At 65.3% G+C, this 16,120-nt stretch carries 15 protein-coding genes and 1 pseudogene; 9 read left to right on the top strand and 7 right to left on the bottom strand.

The window, feature by feature from the left end:
* From J0L98_RS18345 to paaN, 5 genes and pseudogenes are all read right to left on the bottom strand, one after another.
* Positions 1–539 (bottom strand): annotated as a pseudogene (locus tag J0L98_RS18345) (phenylacetate--CoA ligase); the annotation flags it as partial.
* 39 nt (positions 540–578) lie between these two features.
* Positions 579–1,061: a hydroxyphenylacetyl-CoA thioesterase PaaI gene (gene paaI / locus J0L98_RS18340; protein WP_296413355.1), complete on the bottom strand. Its 483-nt coding sequence runs from the start codon at positions 1,059–1,061 to the stop codon at positions 579–581.
* A complete protein-coding gene (gene paaH / locus J0L98_RS18335; RefSeq protein ID WP_296413354.1) occupies positions 1,051–2,586 on the bottom strand; it encodes a 3-hydroxyacyl-CoA dehydrogenase PaaH in 1,536 nt (511 codons plus the stop codon). Before paaH ends, paaI begins: the two co-directional genes overlap by 11 nt.
* Entirely contained in the window at positions 2,583–3,380 is a 798-nt protein-coding gene (paaG, locus tag J0L98_RS18330) for a 2-(1,2-epoxy-1,2-dihydrophenyl)acetyl-CoA isomerase PaaG (RefSeq protein ID WP_296413353.1), read from the bottom strand. The genes paaH and paaG overlap by 4 nt, the downstream gene beginning before the upstream one ends.
* Positions 3,381–3,389: 9 nt before the next feature.
* Positions 3,390–5,057, bottom strand: coding sequence for a phenylacetic acid degradation protein PaaN (paaN, locus tag J0L98_RS18325; RefSeq protein ID WP_296413351.1), 1,668 nt, complete (start codon positions 5,055–5,057; stop codon positions 3,390–3,392).
* Positions 5,058–5,402: 345 nt separating this feature from the next.
* On the opposite strand from paaN, the gene J0L98_RS18320 reads away from it, so the two are divergent.
* The 3 genes from J0L98_RS18320 to paaX all read left to right on the top strand — a co-directional run bounded on the left by J0L98_RS18320 (position 5,403) and on the right by paaX (position 8,696).
* Positions 5,403–6,431 (top strand): hypothetical protein, encoded by a 1,029-nt coding sequence (locus tag J0L98_RS18320; protein WP_296413350.1) that lies wholly within the window; start codon positions 5,403–5,405, stop codon positions 6,429–6,431.
* A 188-nt stretch (positions 6,432–6,619) separates the two neighbouring features.
* A complete protein-coding gene (locus J0L98_RS18315) occupies positions 6,620–7,669 on the top strand; it encodes a 2Fe-2S iron-sulfur cluster-binding protein (protein ID WP_296413348.1) in 1,050 nt (349 codons plus the stop codon).
* An 82-nt stretch (positions 7,670–7,751) separates the two neighbouring features.
* The gene (paaX, locus tag J0L98_RS18310) at positions 7,752–8,696 is read left to right on the top strand and encodes a phenylacetic acid degradation operon negative regulatory protein PaaX (RefSeq protein ID WP_276658311.1); all 945 of its coding nucleotides are present in this window, start codon (positions 7,752–7,754) and stop codon (positions 8,694–8,696) included.
* A 254-nt stretch (positions 8,697–8,950) separates the two neighbouring features.
* Here paaX and paaY read toward each other — a convergent pair whose 3' ends face one another.
* Positions 8,951–9,571, bottom strand: coding sequence for a phenylacetic acid degradation protein PaaY (gene paaY, locus J0L98_RS18305; RefSeq protein WP_296413346.1), 621 nt, complete (start codon positions 9,569–9,571; stop codon positions 8,951–8,953).
* Between the two features lie 94 nt (positions 9,572–9,665).
* Between paaY and J0L98_RS18300 the strand changes: the two genes are divergently transcribed.
* The 6 genes from J0L98_RS18300 to J0L98_RS18270 all read left to right on the top strand — a co-directional run bounded on the left by J0L98_RS18300 (position 9,666) and on the right by J0L98_RS18270 (position 15,481).
* Complete coding sequence (locus J0L98_RS18300; protein WP_296413345.1) at positions 9,666–10,475, top strand: IclR family transcriptional regulator; 810 nt, start codon at positions 9,666–9,668, stop codon at positions 10,473–10,475.
* Positions 10,476–10,842: 367 nt separating this feature from the next.
* Positions 10,843–11,718, top strand: a complete 876-nt coding sequence (locus J0L98_RS18295; protein ID WP_296413344.1) for a branched-chain amino acid ABC transporter permease — start codon at positions 10,843–10,845, stop codon at positions 11,716–11,718.
* A gap of 2 nt (positions 11,719–11,720) precedes the next feature.
* Complete coding sequence (locus tag J0L98_RS18290) at positions 11,721–12,653, top strand: branched-chain amino acid ABC transporter permease (protein WP_296413342.1); 933 nt, start codon at positions 11,721–11,723, stop codon at positions 12,651–12,653.
* Positions 12,654–12,734: 81 nt separating this feature from the next.
* Positions 12,735–13,496 carry an ABC transporter ATP-binding protein gene (locus J0L98_RS18285; protein ID WP_296413341.1) on the top strand — a complete coding sequence of 254 codons (762 nt, stop codon included), beginning with the start codon at positions 12,735–12,737 and terminating at the stop codon, positions 13,494–13,496.
* Positions 13,497–13,514: 18 nt separating this feature from the next.
* Positions 13,515–14,825 (top strand): ATP-binding cassette domain-containing protein, encoded by a 1,311-nt coding sequence (locus J0L98_RS21655; protein WP_365955063.1) that lies wholly within the window; start codon positions 13,515–13,517, stop codon positions 14,823–14,825.
* Between the two features lie 113 nt (positions 14,826–14,938).
* Positions 14,939–15,481 carry an isochorismatase family protein gene (locus J0L98_RS18270; protein ID WP_296413340.1) on the top strand — a complete coding sequence of 181 codons (543 nt, stop codon included), beginning with the start codon at positions 14,939–14,941 and terminating at the stop codon, positions 15,479–15,481.
* Between the two features lie 67 nt (positions 15,482–15,548).
* On the opposite strand, the gene J0L98_RS18265 is transcribed toward J0L98_RS18270, so the two are convergent.
* On the bottom strand, positions 15,549–16,120 hold a 572-nt coding region (locus tag J0L98_RS18265; RefSeq protein WP_296413339.1), incomplete at its 5' end, for a response regulator.

The following is a 16,120-nucleotide window of genomic DNA, read 5'->3' as shown; positions in this document are numbered from 1 at the left end:
AAGTCCATGATCTGCTGGACCTGCTTCTCGGTCTGGCCGCCGGACATGGGCACCGCCGTGCAGCCCAGGCGCTCGACGCCGTAGTGGGCGCCCAGGCCACCGGTGAACATGCCGTAGCCGTAGGCCACATGCACCATGTCGCCCGGCCGGCCACCCGCGGCGCGGATGGAACGGGCCACCACGTCGGCCCAGTTGTCGATGTCGCGCTTCGTGTAACCCACCACCACCGACTTGCCGGTGGTACCCGACGAGGCGTGCAGGCGCGCCACCTGGCTGCGCGGCACGGCGAACAGCCCGAAGGGGTAGTTGTCGCGCAGATCCAGCTTGGTCATGAAGGGGAACCTGGCCAGATCGGAGAGCTGCTTCAGATCGTCCGGATGCACACCCTTCTCCAGGCACTTCCGGCGGTAGGGCTCGACGTTGTCGTAGGTGTGGCGCACGGACCACTTCAGGCGCTCCAGCTGGAGCGCAGAGATCTCGTCGCGGCTGGCGGTCTCGATGGGGTCCAGTTCGCCCGGTTGGGGGTGCTTGGCGGTCATGCTTGTCTCCTCGTCTTGTGTTTTGTTCGGTGGTGCCGTTCAGGCCTTTGCGGCATCCAGGCCGGCGATGACTTCGCCGGAGATGCGGTAGCTCTTGCCCCGGAACAGGGCGATGGCCTTGCCGGCGCTGTCGCGCACGGTGACGTCATAGACGCCGGTGCGGCCCGAGGCGGACATCTCGATGGCTTCGGCGCTCAGCGTGTCGCCTTCCTTGCCCGGGGCGAGGTAGTCGATCGTGCAGGCCGAGCCCACCGTGTTCTTGTTGTAGCTGTTGCAGGCGTAGGCGAAAGCGGTGTCGGCCAGCGAGAAGATCAGACCGCCATGGCAAGTGTGGTGGCCGTTGACCATGTCGCCACGCACCGGCATGGACAGGCGGGCGTAGCCCTGGCGCACCTCATCGATGCGCATGCCCAGCGCGTTGGCGGCCCGGTCACGGGCCCACATGGCGGTGGCGACCGCCTCGGCGAGGGCCTGGGGGTCGGTCGGGACGGCCGCGGTGGCGGGGGAAGTTTCAGCGGTCATGGATCTTCTTTCCTGCATGAACTTGTTGCTGGATGAGAGGCGAGATGCGGTAGCGGTCTTCGCCGTAGAACTGCCCCAGGTGGGTCAGCACCGTGCAGATGACGGGCAGGCCTGCGGCATCGGCCCAGGCCAGGGGGCCACGGGGGTAGTTCACCCCCAGGCGCATGGCCGCATCGGCAGCCGCGGCGTCACAGACGCCCTGGTTCACAGCATCGGCAGCCTCGTTAGCGAGCATGGCGACGGTGCGCATCACCGCCAGGCCGGGCACATCCCCCAGGCGCGACACGGCAAAGCCGGCAGCCTGCAGCAGGCCGATGGCCGCACCGACGGCCGGCGCCCAGCAGCTCTGGGCCGTGCTGACGGCGATGCGTGTGGCGCTGGTGTAGTCGAGGGTAAGGTCGATGAGTACCGTGTTGGCGATACCGGTATCCGAGGCCCGGCGGGTGGCGGTGCGCCCATCGGTGACGAAGATCACCGCGTCGCCCGCTTCGGCAAGGCGACCGTCGGTGGCCTCGCCCCAGGTGTAGGCCACGCCACGCTCGTGGAGGCGGTCGGCCAGGGCCTGGGCAGCGGCGGAATCACCGTGGAGCACGATGGTGTCGGGCACGCCCTGGGTCACGGCACTCTTCGCCTGCGGGCGCTCGGCGCCTTCCCGGTAGTCGTAAAAGCCGCGCCCGCTCTTGCGACCGTAGAAGCCGGCATCTACCAGCTCCTGCTGGATCAGGGAGGGCAGGAAACGCTGATCGTTGTAAAAGGCGTTCCACACCGAACGGGTCACGGCGAAGTTGACGTCGTGGCCGATCATGTCCATCAGCTCGAAGGGCCCCATGCGGAAGCCGCCCGCCTCGCGCATGATCGCGTCGAGGGTGGCGCAGTCGGCGCCCCCTTCGTTGAGGATGCGCAGGGCCTCGGCGTAATACGGCCGGGCCACCCGATTGACGATGAAGCCCGGCGTGGAGCGGGCATGCACCGGTGTCTTGCCCCAGGCGGCGGCGGTGGCGAACAGGGTGTCGGCCACGGCCTTGTCGGTGGCCAGGCCGGAGACGATCTCCACCAGGGCCATCAGCGGGGCCGGGTTGAAGAAGTGCAGGCCGGCCAGGCGCTCGGGGCGCTTCAGCGCGGCACCGATGGCGGTGACCGAGATGGACGAGGTGTTGGTGCCGAAGATGCAGTCTGGCGTGACGATGTCTTCCAGGTCGCGGTAGAGCTTCTGCTTGGCCTCCAGGTTTTCGACGATGGCCTCGACCACCAGGGCGGCGTCGGCCAGGTCGGTGAGCTGCTCGACGGCGATCAGACGGGCGCCAGCGGCCTGCGCGGCCTCGGAACTCATCTTGCCCTTGTCGGCCAACTTGGCGAACTGGGCCTGGATGCCGGCCACGGCCTTGGCGGCCGCCTCGGGACGGTTGTCGAGGAGCTTCACCACATGGCCTGCGGCGGCGGCCACCTGGGCGATGCCAGCGCCCATGGCGCCGGTGCCGACCACGGCGATCACGGATTGGGTTGAAAGGGCCTGGCTCACGGTCATTCCCCGGTGAACTTCGGAGCGCGCTTTTCCATGAAGGCCGCCACGCCTTCGGCGTAGTCCGGGCTCCAGCCCAGTTCGCGCATGAAGCCGCCCTCGAAGGAGAGCTGCTGCTCCAGGGTATGGCCGGCCGCGGCATGCATGGCCTGGCGGGTCCGCACCAGGGCCTTGGTGGGCATGCTGGCAAGCTGGCCTGCCATCGCATCGACCTTGGCGGCGAACTCGGCGTCGTCGTAGGCGGCCCAGATCAGGCCCCAGTCGGCGGCCTTCTCGGCGGGCAGCTTGTCGGCCAGCAGGGCCAGGCCCATGGCCCGGGCCATGCCGACGCGCTGGGGCAGGAACCAGGTGCCACCCGTGTCCGGCACCAGGCCGATCTTGCTGAAGGCCTGCAGGAAGGAGGCGGACTTGCTGGCCACCACCAGATCGCAGGCCAGGGCCACGCTGGCGCCGGCGCCGGCGGCGATGCCATTGACGGCCGCGATGGTGGGCACGCGCAGGTTCTGCAGGCGCAGCACCAGGGGCTTGTAGTTCTTCTCGACCACGTTGCCGATGTCCGGCATGCCGCCGCTGGCCGTGCGGGCCATGTCCGGGTCGGCCAGATCCTGACCGGCGCAGAAGGCCCGGCCGGCGCCGGTCAGCACCAGCACACGGACAGCCGGGTCGGCCTGGATGGCGTCGAGGGCATCACGCAGCTCGGCATGCATCTCGCCGGTGAAGCTGTTGAGCTTGTCGGGGCGGTTGAGGGTCAGGCGAGCGACGCCCGCCTCCACCGTGAAGAGGATGTTCTTGTAGTCCATGGCGGGTCCTCAGGCGTGAAAACGACGCTGCACAACGCGGAAGCGGTTGGCGACGAAGGCTGAATCCGCGTAAGAAGCGTTGGCCGCCGGGTTGCCGCCGGTACCGTGGTAGTCGGAATAGGCCGCCGACTGATTGACGAAAACGCCGCCGGTGAGGTTGATGGACAGGGCAACCTTGCTGCGCCAGGTGGCTTCGGTCATGGCGTCGATGACGCTCTGCTGGGTGGAATACACGCCGGCAGTGAGGGCACCGTGGGTGCTGACGACCCGCTCGGACAGGGCGATGGCGGCGGCCGTGTCGGCCACCTTGACGATGAAGCTGATCGGGCCGAAACGCTCTTCCATGTAGGCCTGTTCATCCGCGGCATCACAGGCCAGCAGCACCGGGGTGCGCACCTTGGCAGCCGGGAACTCGGGGTTCTCCAGGGCGACGGAAGCCAGCACCACCTTGCCCAGGGCGCCGCTGTTGGCCAGCTCGATGCGCTCGGCGGTGTCGGCGGACTGGATCGCGCCCAGCACGGCGTGGGCCACTTCCGGCTTGGACAGGAAGCGCTCGATGGCCTTGCCCAGATCGGCGCAGAACTCGTCGTAGCTCTTGGGGCCGTCTTCGGTCTGGATGCCACCGGCCGGCACGAAGATGGCCTGGGAGGTGGTGCACATCTGGCCGGAGTACAGGGACAGGGTGAAGGCCAGGTTGCCCAGCATCGCCTTGTAGGCGTTGGTGGAGTCGATAACGATGTTGTTCACCCCGGCCAGCTCGGCATACACCTGGGCCTGACGGGCGTTGTCGATGAGCCACTGGCCAAAGACGTTGCCGCCGGTGAAATCCACCGACTTGACCGCCGGGTGGGTTGCCAGTGCCTGGGTGGTGGCGCGCTTGTCGGTGACGCACAGGCTGACCAGGTTGGGGTCGATGCCGTTTTCGGCCAACTCGGCGCGGACGGTGCGCACAGTGATGGCGGCCGGCAGGATGGCGTTGCTGTGGGGCTTGACGATCACCGCGTTGCCGGTGGACAGCGCCGCGAAGAGGCCCGGATAGGTGTTCCAGGTGGGGAAGGTGCCGCAGCCCACGACCAGGCCGATGCCGCGGCCGACGATTTGGAAGTGCTTCTTCATGACCAGGGCCGGGTTCTTGCCCTGGGGCTTTTCCCACACGGCCTCGGCGGGCACGAAGCTCTGTTCGCGCCAGGCATAGGCCACGGCCTCGAGGCCGCGATCCTGGGCGTGGGGCGCGCCGGCCTGGAAGGCCATCATCCAGCCCTGGCCGGTGGTCATCATCACCGCGTGGGCCAGCTCGAAGCTCTGCTTGTTGAGGCGGTCGAGGATCTCCAGACAGATGCCGGTGCGGCCATCGGCACCCACGGCCTGCCAGCCCTTCATGGCCTCAAGGCCGGCGGCGATCAGCGCTTCCGGATCACACACCGGATAGCTCACGTCCAGGGCCACGCCGTAGGGCGAGGACTCACCACCATGCCAGCCGCTCTGGCCCGGCTGACCCAGTTCGAACGGCTTGCCCAGATGGGCTTCGAAGGCGCGCTTGCCGTCATCGGGAGCCGTCTCGCCGTAGAGCTTGGGGCTGGGCATTTCGGGGAAAGCCGACCAGTAGCTGCGGGTGGCGATGGCACCGAGGGCGCCCTCCAGGGTGGCGCGATGCTTCTCGAACAGGGGGTGAGTCATTGTCTTGTCTCCGGTTGGGTTTGTTCTCCTGACGCAAACGTTACAAAGACACATGATATATGTCAATGCTGAGTATCAAATAAATCTGTTAGAAAACACCTAAATTCTACATTCCATAACTGATTAAGAAATCAGAAATATATTCATAAACAAGTACTTAAACGTTGAAAATCGCCTGATAACCGATTTTTTCAGGCACGGGCGACAAGTTTTAAGTTTTCCTCCAAAGATCATTTGCGATACATTTTTGTTGACTTAACAATTATTTTTGTATCACTATTAACCTCACAAACCGAATGGGTTTGTGCCGTATAAAACACAACCGGAATCACACAAGGAGGAGTCATGGCCAGTCACAAGGAACGCTTTGCCGACAAGATGGAGTTCCCGCCGGAAACGCCGCAGCCCAACATCTATCCCCTGTCCTGGAACAGCAAGACCAAGAAGCTGCAGGAAGTCTGGGAAGCCGCCCTGCGCGAGAACTGGGACCCGGAGAAGCTCCCCTGGGACACCCTGGACGTGGACAGCTACAGCTGGGAAGAACGCGAATCCATTGCTTACTGGTGGAGCCTGCTATCGGTGTTCGACGCGTCCGCGCCTCCGGTTTTTGCCGAGGCGCTGATCAAGACCTACGAGGTCCATGAGGAAGACCCGGTGCGCAAGTGCTTCTTCTCGGTGACCCGGGACGAGCAGAACCACGAAATCATGTGTGGCCTGGCCATCACCAAGATGCTCGGCCACCCGGACCCGCTGACCTACGAACCCAAGACCGAGCTGGGCAAGCGCCTGCAGAAGAACGTGCGCTGGCTGTATTTCAATGGGGGCCGCTACTGGACCGGCTACAAGCAGGCCGTGCCCAAGTACGACCTGGCCGTGCTGTTCAGCTCCTTCCTGATGGGCGAGATCGCCGCCGCCACCATCTTCAAGCAGATGTTCGACAACTCCCGCGAAGCCGTCTTCAAGGAGGGCTTCAAGAACATCGGCCGCGACGAGGGCCGCCACATGGCCATCTGCATGGCCGTGATGGAGCGCGACTACCCGGGCCTCAAGGACGAAACCAAGGCCATCGTCACCAAGCAGATCCGCGCCGGCTACCTGTTCCTGTCCGCCGTGCTGTTCGAGCCGCCCATGGAGTTCTGGGACCTGCCCGCCGACTTCATCGACAACCAGCGCGAAGCCGAGGAAGTGGCCCGTGGCGCCGGCTTCGGCATCCCCACCTACGAGGCCAAGCTGCAGAACTGGAAGAACGCCATGATCAACCTGAAGGGCGTCCTCGACCGCTACAACATCCCCTTCCCGGCCATCCCCGAAGTGGGCATCACCGGCCAGGAAGTCAGCGACCTGGACATGGAAGACATCATCCCCGTGTTCTGACTCGGGATCGCAGGGGCGGTGTAGAGGTCATCCCGACGTCATGCAGGGGCGACTTCAGTCGCCCGCGGACTTTAATTAGCGGTCTGGCTGTGATCGACGCGTGGATGGGCGACTGAAGTCGCCCCTACAAGTCGCCCCTACACGCCCCTGCCCTGCTGAAAACGACCCCAACCTGACAGGAATCTTCAATGTCCCGCATCATCATGCAACCCTCGGGCAAGTCGGTGGACTGCGCCTATGGCGACACCGTACTGATGGCCCTCGAGAAGGCCGGCTACGCCCTGCCCAACAACTGCCGTGCCGGCGCCTGCGGCGAATGCAAGGTCAAGGTCACCTCCGGTCAGTTCGACCAGGGCATGGTGCTCGACATGGCCTTGTCCCAGGAAGAGCGGCGTCAGGGCTATGGCCTGATGTGCATGGCCAAGCCCATCTCCGACGAACTGAGCATCGAGTGGGGTACGGAGGACGCCCGGCCCAAGCTCTTTCCGCCCCGGGAGGACGCCCTTTTCGTGGTCACCGACAAGCGCAGCGTCGCCGAGCGGGTGGTGGAGCTGCGCCTGCGCCCGGTAGGCCAGCCCATCCGTTACTGGCCCGGCCAGTACGTGACCCTCGGCAACCCGCGCGCCGACATTCCGGCCCGCGCCTACTCGATCTCCAACGCCCCGCGCCCCGACGGCGAACTGGTGCTGCAGGTGGCCCGCGCCGATGGCGGCGTGACCAGCAACTGGGTTCACGACAGCCTGGGCGTGGGCGAGAGCGTCAAGGTGTCAGGCGCCTACGGCACCTTCATCGGCGACCCCGGCGTGGACACCCCGGTGCTGTGTCTGGCCGCCGGCACCGGCCTGGCCCCCATCCTGGCCCTCACCGAAGCCGCGCTGCGGCGGGGCTTCCGCAAGCCGGTCACCCTGCTTTTCTCGGCCCGCAGCGAAGCCGACGTCTACAGCCGGGGCATGCTGGCCTGGTGGCGCACCAAGCACCGCAGCTTCGACTACAAGATCACCCTGACCCGGGAAAGCCGCGACGGCTGCCTGGCCGGACGCGTCGATGCGGTGCTGCCCGGGCTCTTCCCCGACCTGTCGAAGCACACCGTCTTTGCGGCGGGAAGCCCGGCCTTCGTGGACAGCTGCGTGGCCACCGTAACGGCCCTCGGCGCCGTTCGGGAACGCATTCATACCGAGGGTTTCTTTGCCCAGCAGCAACCCGTGGTGGCCGATGCAGATCACCTTCTCACCTTCTGAACGGCGCCGGAGGCACGCTACCCAGAACGCCAGCGAGTCGCTACACTGCCGCGTTTCACGCCTGATTCACGCGGCAGATCAAGTGCTTCCCCCGATCCAGAAACGTCTCGACGACTTCCGCCAGCAGGGCCGCGTGCAGGCCGGCTCCCTCATCATCTCGGTTTTCGGTGACGCCGTACTGCCCCGCGGCGGCCGGATCTGGCTGGGCAGCCTGATCCGCCTCCTCGAGCCCCTGGAGCTCAATGAACGCCTGATCCGCACCTCGGTGTTCCGCCTCGCCAAGGAAGAATGGCTGCGCACCGAGCCTTCGGGCCGGCGCACCGATTACCTGCTCACGCCCTCCGGCCAGCGCCGCTTCGAGGAAGCCTCCCGCCACATCTACGCCTCCAGTGCCCCCCAGTGGGACCGCCGCTGGCGTCTCATCGTGACGGTCGGCGAACTCAGCCCCAAGGAGCGCGAAGCCCTGCGCCGGGCCTTGTTCTGGCAGGGCTTCGGGGTCATCGGCGGAAACTTCTTCGTGCATCCCAGCGCCGACCTCTCGGCCGCGTTTGACGCCCTGATTGCAGAAGGCCTGGCCGACCTGCTGGGCAAGCTCAAGCCCCTGCTTGCCGCCGACGCCCAGTTCGGCAACGCCGCCAACGATGTGGACATGGTGCACGGCGCCTGGAACCTGGAGCGCCTCGCCGGCATGTACGCCGAGTTCGTCGAGCGCTACCAGCCGGTGCTGGCGCAACTGCGCGCCGACGTTCAGGTGGACATCGACGGCGAAAGCGCCTTCCTGCTGCGCACCCTGTTGATCCACGATTACCGCCGCCTGCTGCTGCGCGATCCGGAGCTGCCCGACGTGCTCCTCCCCGCCGAGTGGCCCGGCCAGAAGGCCCGCCTGCTGTGCAAGGAAGTCTACCGGCGCCTGCTGCCTGCCTCCGAGAGCCATCTGGACACCCTCCTCCAACTTGCCAACGGCCAGACGCCGGAAGCCTCGCCGCTACTGCTCGAACGCTTCCGCGAAGCCGACCCGCTGGCCTGACGCGGGGTCTCCGCAGGCGCGACTTGCGGAGGCGACTGGTAGGGGCGACTTCAGTCGCCCGTGGGCTTCAATCAACGGTCTACCTTTGATCAACGCGAGGACGGGCGACTGAAGTCGCCCCTACCGTCTCTCCGGCCACCTTCCGAGCCCTCTGCCCCTTCAGCGTCACCCATCGGGTGATCCGAGCGGAGGCCCCCAAACCCACGGCAGCAATGGTGGTCGGATCAATTCGACCCCGCAGCAGTTCAGGGGTGTTACTCCTCCTTCCTGCGCAGCGCCACCAGCGGCACCACGTCAGGCATGTGGATGCGCTTGCGATCAGGCTCGACTTCGCTCAGCGGGTCGGTCTCCACCAGGGTGGCGAGGCAGCGGCGGGTCAGGTCCTGGTAGGTCGCCGTCCCCTCCCCTTTCCAGCGGATCTCCTCATCACTGAGTTCGCGGATCACCTTGGCCGGCATACCGGCGACCAGCACGCGGGGCGGGATCTCCATCCCGGCCTTGACGAAGGCCGAGGCGGCAACGATGGACGATTCACCGACGATGGCGTTGTCCATGATCACCGCGTTCATCCCCACCAGGGCATTGCGCCGGATGCGGCAGCCGTGCAGCACCGCACCATGGCCGATGTGGCCGTCCTCCTCCACCACCGTGTCGGTGCCAGGAAAACCGTGCATGACGCAGGTATCCTGCAGGTTGGCACCACGCTCGAGGATCAGGCGGCCGAAGTCGCCACGCAGACTGGCGCAGGGCCCCACGTAGCAATCGGGGCCGACGATCACGTCGCCGATGAGCACGGCGGAAGGATGGACGTGGGCGCTGGGGTGAACCACCGGAACGATGCCATCGATGGCATAGACGCGCAGGCGAGTTGTCATGGTTTCTTGTCTCCTTGGCTTGACACTTGGTTTCTTATAATGAAATCTATTGCGTAATACGTAACAAACGCTACCTTACCCGAGAATCACCCTCATGAGCGAAGAGCTGGAAGGCAAACACGGAGTCCAGTCCCTGGAAGTGGGCATGGGCATTCTCAAGGCCATGGTTGGCGGCAAACGCTCGATGATGCTAAAGGACATCGCCGCCGCCGCCGAGATGCCGCCCTCCAAGGCACACCGCTACCTGGTCAGCCTGATCCGTGCCGGCCTCGTCGAGCAGGACCCCCTCACCTCCCGCTATAACCTGGGGCCCTTTGCGCTCAACATCGGGCTGGTGGCCATCGACCGCCTGGACCGGGTGCGGGTGGGCATGGCCGCCATTGCCGAGCTGCGCGACCAGATCAACGAAACCACCGCGCTGGCGGTGTGGGGTGACAGCGGCCCGGTGGTGGTGCGCTGGGAGCGGCCGCGCCGGGCGATCACCGTCAACGTAGTCACCGGCACCCGCCTGAGCCTGCTCAACTCCGCCGCCGGCCGCGTATTTGCCACCTGGCTTCCGCGCAGCCAGGTGGAGCCCCTGATCCTGAAGGAACTCTCCGGCAACACCCTGCCCCCCGGTGTGCGCAACCTGGACGACGCCTGGGCCCTGCTCGCCGAGGTGGAACAACGGGGTGTCTCGGCCATCTCCGGCAACTATGCGGTGAAGGGCGTGGAGGCCGTGTCGGCCCCGGTGTTCAACTTCAAGAACGAGCTCACCATGGCGCTGATCATCGTCGGTGTCGAAGGCTCCATCGACATGGGACCGGACAGCCCGGTGATCGCCGAACTGAAGCGCGCCTCCCGCTCCCTCTCCCTGCGCCTGGGCTCCACCCGGGACAGCGAACAACCCGCCGCCACCGACTGACCCTGCCGCTGCACCAGCGGGCGTGATGCCGTCCGACCGGGGCGGCACTGCCCTGCGGCCGTTCTTCAGCCGCCATGGCCTGCTCAGGCCACCGCGTCTCCCCTCCTTCTTTTTCCCCTAATCCCGATCCGGCCACGCCCCCTGGCGGGGTCTTGTCACGGCTTGCTGGCGCGCAATTCTGCACTCGCAGCAGATTCGATACATATTTTTGTCTTGACTAGTGTTTTTGTATCATTTCTAATCTGCAGAATCGATTACAAAATACAGAACCCGCCTCCGAGGCGCGGGTCATCCGTCCTACAACAATCACGACAGGAGACATCATGAACCGCCGATGCGAGACCGACCGGACAGGAGGGCAATGAACATGCTTGCCCAATTCCTGCAATTCCTCTTCTCGGGGGTCACGGTGGGCGCCACCTATGCCTTGGCCGCCCTGGGTTTCACCCTGATCTACAACGCCAGCAACGTGATCAACTTCGCCCAGGGCGAGTTCATCATGCTCGGCGGGATGCTGGCGGTGTTCTTCGTGCAGTCCGGCCTGCCCCTGCCGGCGGCCCTGGTGCTGGCCATTCTGGTGCCGGCCGTGGTCGGGGTGCTGATCGAAAAGCTGGCCATCGAGCCGGTGAAGGGCGCCGAAACCGTCACCCTGATCATCATCACCATCGGCGCCTCCCTGGTCATCCGCGGCCTTACCGCGGTGATCTTCGGCAAGGGCACCCACAGCCTGCCGGCCTTCTCCGGCGACGAACCGATCCAGATCCTCGGAGCCACCCTGATGCCCCAGAGCCTGTGGGTGCTGGGCGTCACCCCCATCGTGGTGGTGGTGCTGTGGTACTTCTTCAACCGCACCTTGTCGGGCAAGGCCATGCTGGCCACCTCCTACAACCGGGTGGCAGCGGAACTGGTGGGCATCAACACCAATGGCGTGCTTTTCATGAGCTTTGCCATGTCGGCAGCGCTGGGGGCCCTGGGCGGCATCCTGGTCACGCCGATCACCCTCACCTCCTACGACGCCGGCATCATGATGGGCCTCAAGGGCTTCGTCGCCGCGGTGCTCGGCGGGCTGGGCAACGGCCTGGGCGCGGTGGTGGGCGGCCTGCTGGTGGGCATCCTCGAATCCATGGGTGCCGGCTACCTGTCTTCGGCCTACAAGGACGCGATCCCCTTCGTTCTGATCCTCTTCATCCTCTTCTTCATGCCCCGCGGCCTGTTTGGCGCCCGGGTCACCGACCGGGTGTAAACATGCAGAAACGCGCCTATTTCGGGCTGTACATCGTCATCGCGATTCTTGCGCTGCTGCCGCTGGTGCTGCCCAACAGCTTCTACATGGACCTGGCGATCCGCATGGCCATCAACGCGGTCATCGTCCTCGGCCTCAACCTGCTGATCGGCTTTGCCGGCCAGATCAGCCTGGGCCACGCCGGTTTCCTGGGCATCGGAGCCTACGCTTCGGCGGTGCTGCCCACCCACTTCGGCTGGCATCCGCTGCTGGCCATGGGGGCCGGCGCTGCGGCCACCGGCCTGCTGGCCGCGCTGGTGGCCCGGCCGATCTTCAAGCTGAAGGGCAACTACCTGGCCATGGCCACCCTGGGCCTGGGCATCATCCTCAACATCGCCCTGCGCAACGAGGCCACCTGGACCGGCGGCCCCGATGGCATGCCGGTGCCAGCCTTCGGCCTGTTCGGCTTCGAACTCAGCAGTGACAAGCACTGGTACTGGGTGGTGGCGATCCTGCTGTCGGTGAGCGTGTGGGCTTCCCTCAACCTCATCGACTCGCCCTTCGGCCGCGCCCTGCGTGCGCTGCACGGCTCGGAAGTCGCATCCCGCGTGGTGGGTGTGGACGTGGTCCGCTACAAGGTCGCCATCTTCGTGCTGTCCGCGGTGTTCGCCAGCCTGATGGGCAGCATCACCGCCCATTACGTGGGCTTCGTCACCCCCAACCTGGCCGACTTCTTCCACTCCATCGAGCTGGTGACCATGGTGGTGATCGGCGGCATGGCCTCGGTGTATGGCTCCCTGGTCGGCGCCGTGCTGCTCACCGCCCTGCCCCAGGCCCTGGCCACCTTCGAAGGCTGGGAGACCGTGGTGTTTGGCGCCATCCTGATGATCTGCATGATCTTCCTGCCCAAGGGCCTCGTGCCGACCCTGGCGGCGAAGTTCGGTAAAGGGGAATAAGGGTGCCCCCACGCTCATTTTATTCGCTGCCCCCCAAGGGGGCGCAGGCCTCCTTCGGGGCGGCCCTTCAGGAGTCCTGACATGCCCCTCCTCGACGTCACCAACCTTTCCATCCACTTCGGCGGCGTGAAGGCCGTGCAGGATGTGAGCTTCAGCATCGACGCAGGCATCGTCTATGCCGTGATCGGCCCCAATGGCGCCGGCAAGACGACCCTGTTCAACCTCATCACCGGGGTCTACAAACCCACCCACGGCGAGATCCGCCTGGACGGCGAATCCATCGGCGGCAAGTCGCCGGACGAGCTGGCCCGCCGCGGCGTGGCGCGCACCTTCCAGAACCTGCAGATCTGCATGAACATGAGCGCCATCGAGAACGTGATGGTGGGTGCCCACCTGCGTCTCGACCGCAACCTGGTCAAGGCCGCCCTGCGCCTCCCGAGCATCACCCGCCGTGACGCCGAGCTGCGCGGCGAGGCCCTGGAGTTGATGCGCTTCGTCGGCCTGGAGAAATACGCCGGGGCCCGCGCCGACTCCATGCCCTACGGTGCCCTCAAGCGCCTGGAGATCGCCCGCGCCCTGGCCATGAAACCGCGGGTCATCTTCCTCGACGAGCCGGCCGCCGGCCTCAATCCGAAGGAAACCATCGAGGTGGACGAGCTCGTCCGCAAGGTCGCCGACTCGGGGATCACCGTGGTCCTCGTCGAGCACGACATGAAGATGGTCATGAACCTGTCCGACCGCATCCTGGTGCTCGACTACGGCAAGAAGCTGGCCGAAGGCACCGGCGAGGAAGTGCGCCGCAACCCGGACGTGATCGCCGCCTATCTGGGCGCCCACGCCTGAGACCGAGGAAGAACAAAGATGGAAGCACTCCGCATCATCAAGGACGAGCACCGCAACCTGTGGCGCTTGGCCATCACCCTCGACCAGGTCATCGAGGAGATGGAGCAGACCCAGAAAGCCGACCCGGCCTTCATCGGCTCGGTGCTCGACTACTTCGAGCACTTCATGGACGGTTGCCATCACCGCAAGGAAGACGAGCACCTGTTCCGCCTGCTGCGCCTGCGCAGCGATTCGGCCGCCCCGCTGCTCGACCGCCTGCAGGCCGAGCACCGCAATGCGCCCCACAACCTCGCCGCCCTGCGCCAGCAACTGGCCGACACGGTGGCCGGGCGCAGCACGGTCGGTGGCCTCACCGAAGCCCTGCGTCTCTACCTCAATGACCAGAAGGCCCACATCCGCACCGAGGAGCAGGACATCTACCCCCTCGCCCGGGAGGTGCTCACCCCCGCCGACTGGGCAGAGATCGACACGGCCTTCCTCGACAACGACGACCCGGTCTTCGGCAGCGCTGCGCGGGCCGAATTCCGCGAGCTGTTCCACAAGGTCGCCAGCCTGGCCCCCGTCTCCGTGGGCCTGGGCGGCAGCACGGCCGGAGAGCTGCAGTCGTCCACCGCACCCGCCGAGGTGCTGCTGAAGGTGGATGGCCTGGAAAGCTGTTACGGCCGCATCAAGGCTCTCAAGGGGATTTCCCTGGAAGTGCGGCGCGGCGAAACCGTGGCCCTGGTCGGGGCCAACGGCGCCGGCAAGACCACCTTCCTGCGCGCCCTGTCCGGTGTGCAGCCCATGAGCGCCGGGCACATCTTCTTTGACGGCGAGGACATCTCGACCCTGCGCGCCGACATGCGCATGCGCCGGGGGATCTGCCAGTCACCGGAAGGGCGCCAGGTATTCGGCCCCCTGTCCATCGAGGACAACCTGCGCCTGGGCGCCTACACCCAACCCAAGCAGCAGGTGGAGGGCGACCTGGAGAAGATCTACGCCATGTTCCCCATCCTCAAGGAGAAGCGGAAACTGCCGGCCGGCACCCTGTCCGGCGGCCAGCAGCAGATGCTGGCCATCGGCCGCGCCCTGATGGGCCGGCCCAAGCTGCTGCTGCTCGACGAGCCCTCCATGGGCCTCGCTCCGCTGCTGGTGGAGGAAGTCTTCAACGTGGTGAAGACCCTCAAATCCCAGGGCATGAGCATCGTGCTGGCCGAACAGAATGCCTTCTCGGCCCTGGCCATCGCCGACCGGGGCTATGTGCTGGAAACCGGCAACATCACCCTGACCGGCACAGGACAGGAGCTGATCAGCAACGAACAGGTGCGCGCGGCGTATCTCGGCATGTAATGCCAGCAGCGCTCGGCGGTGAGCCCCCTCACTGCCGGGCACTGCGCTTGCCTCCCATCGCGACATCGCGGAGGATGAACGACACGTCGTCCACCTAGCCAGAGGCCCGCATCTTGAAAATCATCCCTTCCCAATCTGTCCTGCTCGTCGTCGACATCCAGGGCGCGTTGCTGCCGGCTATCGATGGCGGTGCCGACGTACTGGCAAACACGCTCTGGCTACTGGATATCGCGGCCATGCTCGGCATACCGGCGCTGGCCACCGAACACTGCCCCCAGCGCATCGGTCTTTCCGAACCCAGTTTGCGTAGCCGCCTGGCACCGGACGTGATCGTCGAGAAAACCTGGTTTTCCGCGATCGCCGAGGGCGCCCTGCTTCAGGCACCATCGGCCGAGCGTCAACAGTGGATCGTCACCGGCATGGAGAGCCACGTCTGCGTCCAGCAAACGGTCCTTGACCTGCTGGCGGCCGGCCGAGAAGTGTTCGTGGTAGACGACGCAGTCGGCTCGCGCCGACTTCGCGACAAGGAACTCGCCCTGCAACGCATGAGGCAGAACGGCGCCGAGATCGTCAGCCGGGAAATGGTCGCCTTCGAATGGCTGGAATGCGCAAATAACCCGCAGTTCCGCGACGTATTGAAGCGCTTTATCCGCTGAAGCAACGCCCCGCCTTCTCCGACCTCAAGGGGTCAGAGCGTTTCATTGTCGTTTTCCGGAGAGAGAACTACCGTTCAACGGCGCATTCACATTCAGTTTGAATACCACTGCCCCGTGCTTCTGGCTGGCGAGACAGTTCCAGCCAGTGGAGCAGTCTTTCGAGCAGGTTTTCCGGATCAATCGGTTTGGCGATGTGGTCGTTCATCCCGGCCTTGAGGCAGATCAGCCTGTCCTCTTCGAAGGCGTTGGCGGTCAGCGCCAGGATAGGCGTGTTGCGGTTCTGCGAATCGCTCCTGATCGCCTGTGCTGCCTCGACACCATTCATCCTGGGCATCTGCATGTCCATGAGGATCAGGTCATAGGTCTTCTGGCGGGCCAGTTCGACTGCCTGGCAACCGTCATCAGCCAGGTCGACACTCAGCCCGATTTCTTCCAGCAGGTTGCTCGCCACCTCTCGCCCGATGGGTTCATCCTCAACCACTAGCACGCAGGCTCCGGGATGATTCTCACGGATCAGGCGCTCACTGACCAGCATTGAAGGCAATTCGTCCGAAGGCATTTCCGGCAAGCTGATTTCGGCCTTTTGCTGGCGGATGGTGAACCAGAAATTGCTGCCTTTGCCGGGTGTGCTCAGTACGC

The sequence above is a fragment of the Zoogloea sp. genome (assembly GCF_017302315.1).
In the GTDB taxonomy this organism is placed as follows: Bacteria; Pseudomonadota; Gammaproteobacteria; order Burkholderiales; family Rhodocyclaceae; genus Zoogloea.
Note: the sequence above shows the minus strand (reverse complement) of the source record. Positions and strands in the feature narration are given on the sequence as shown.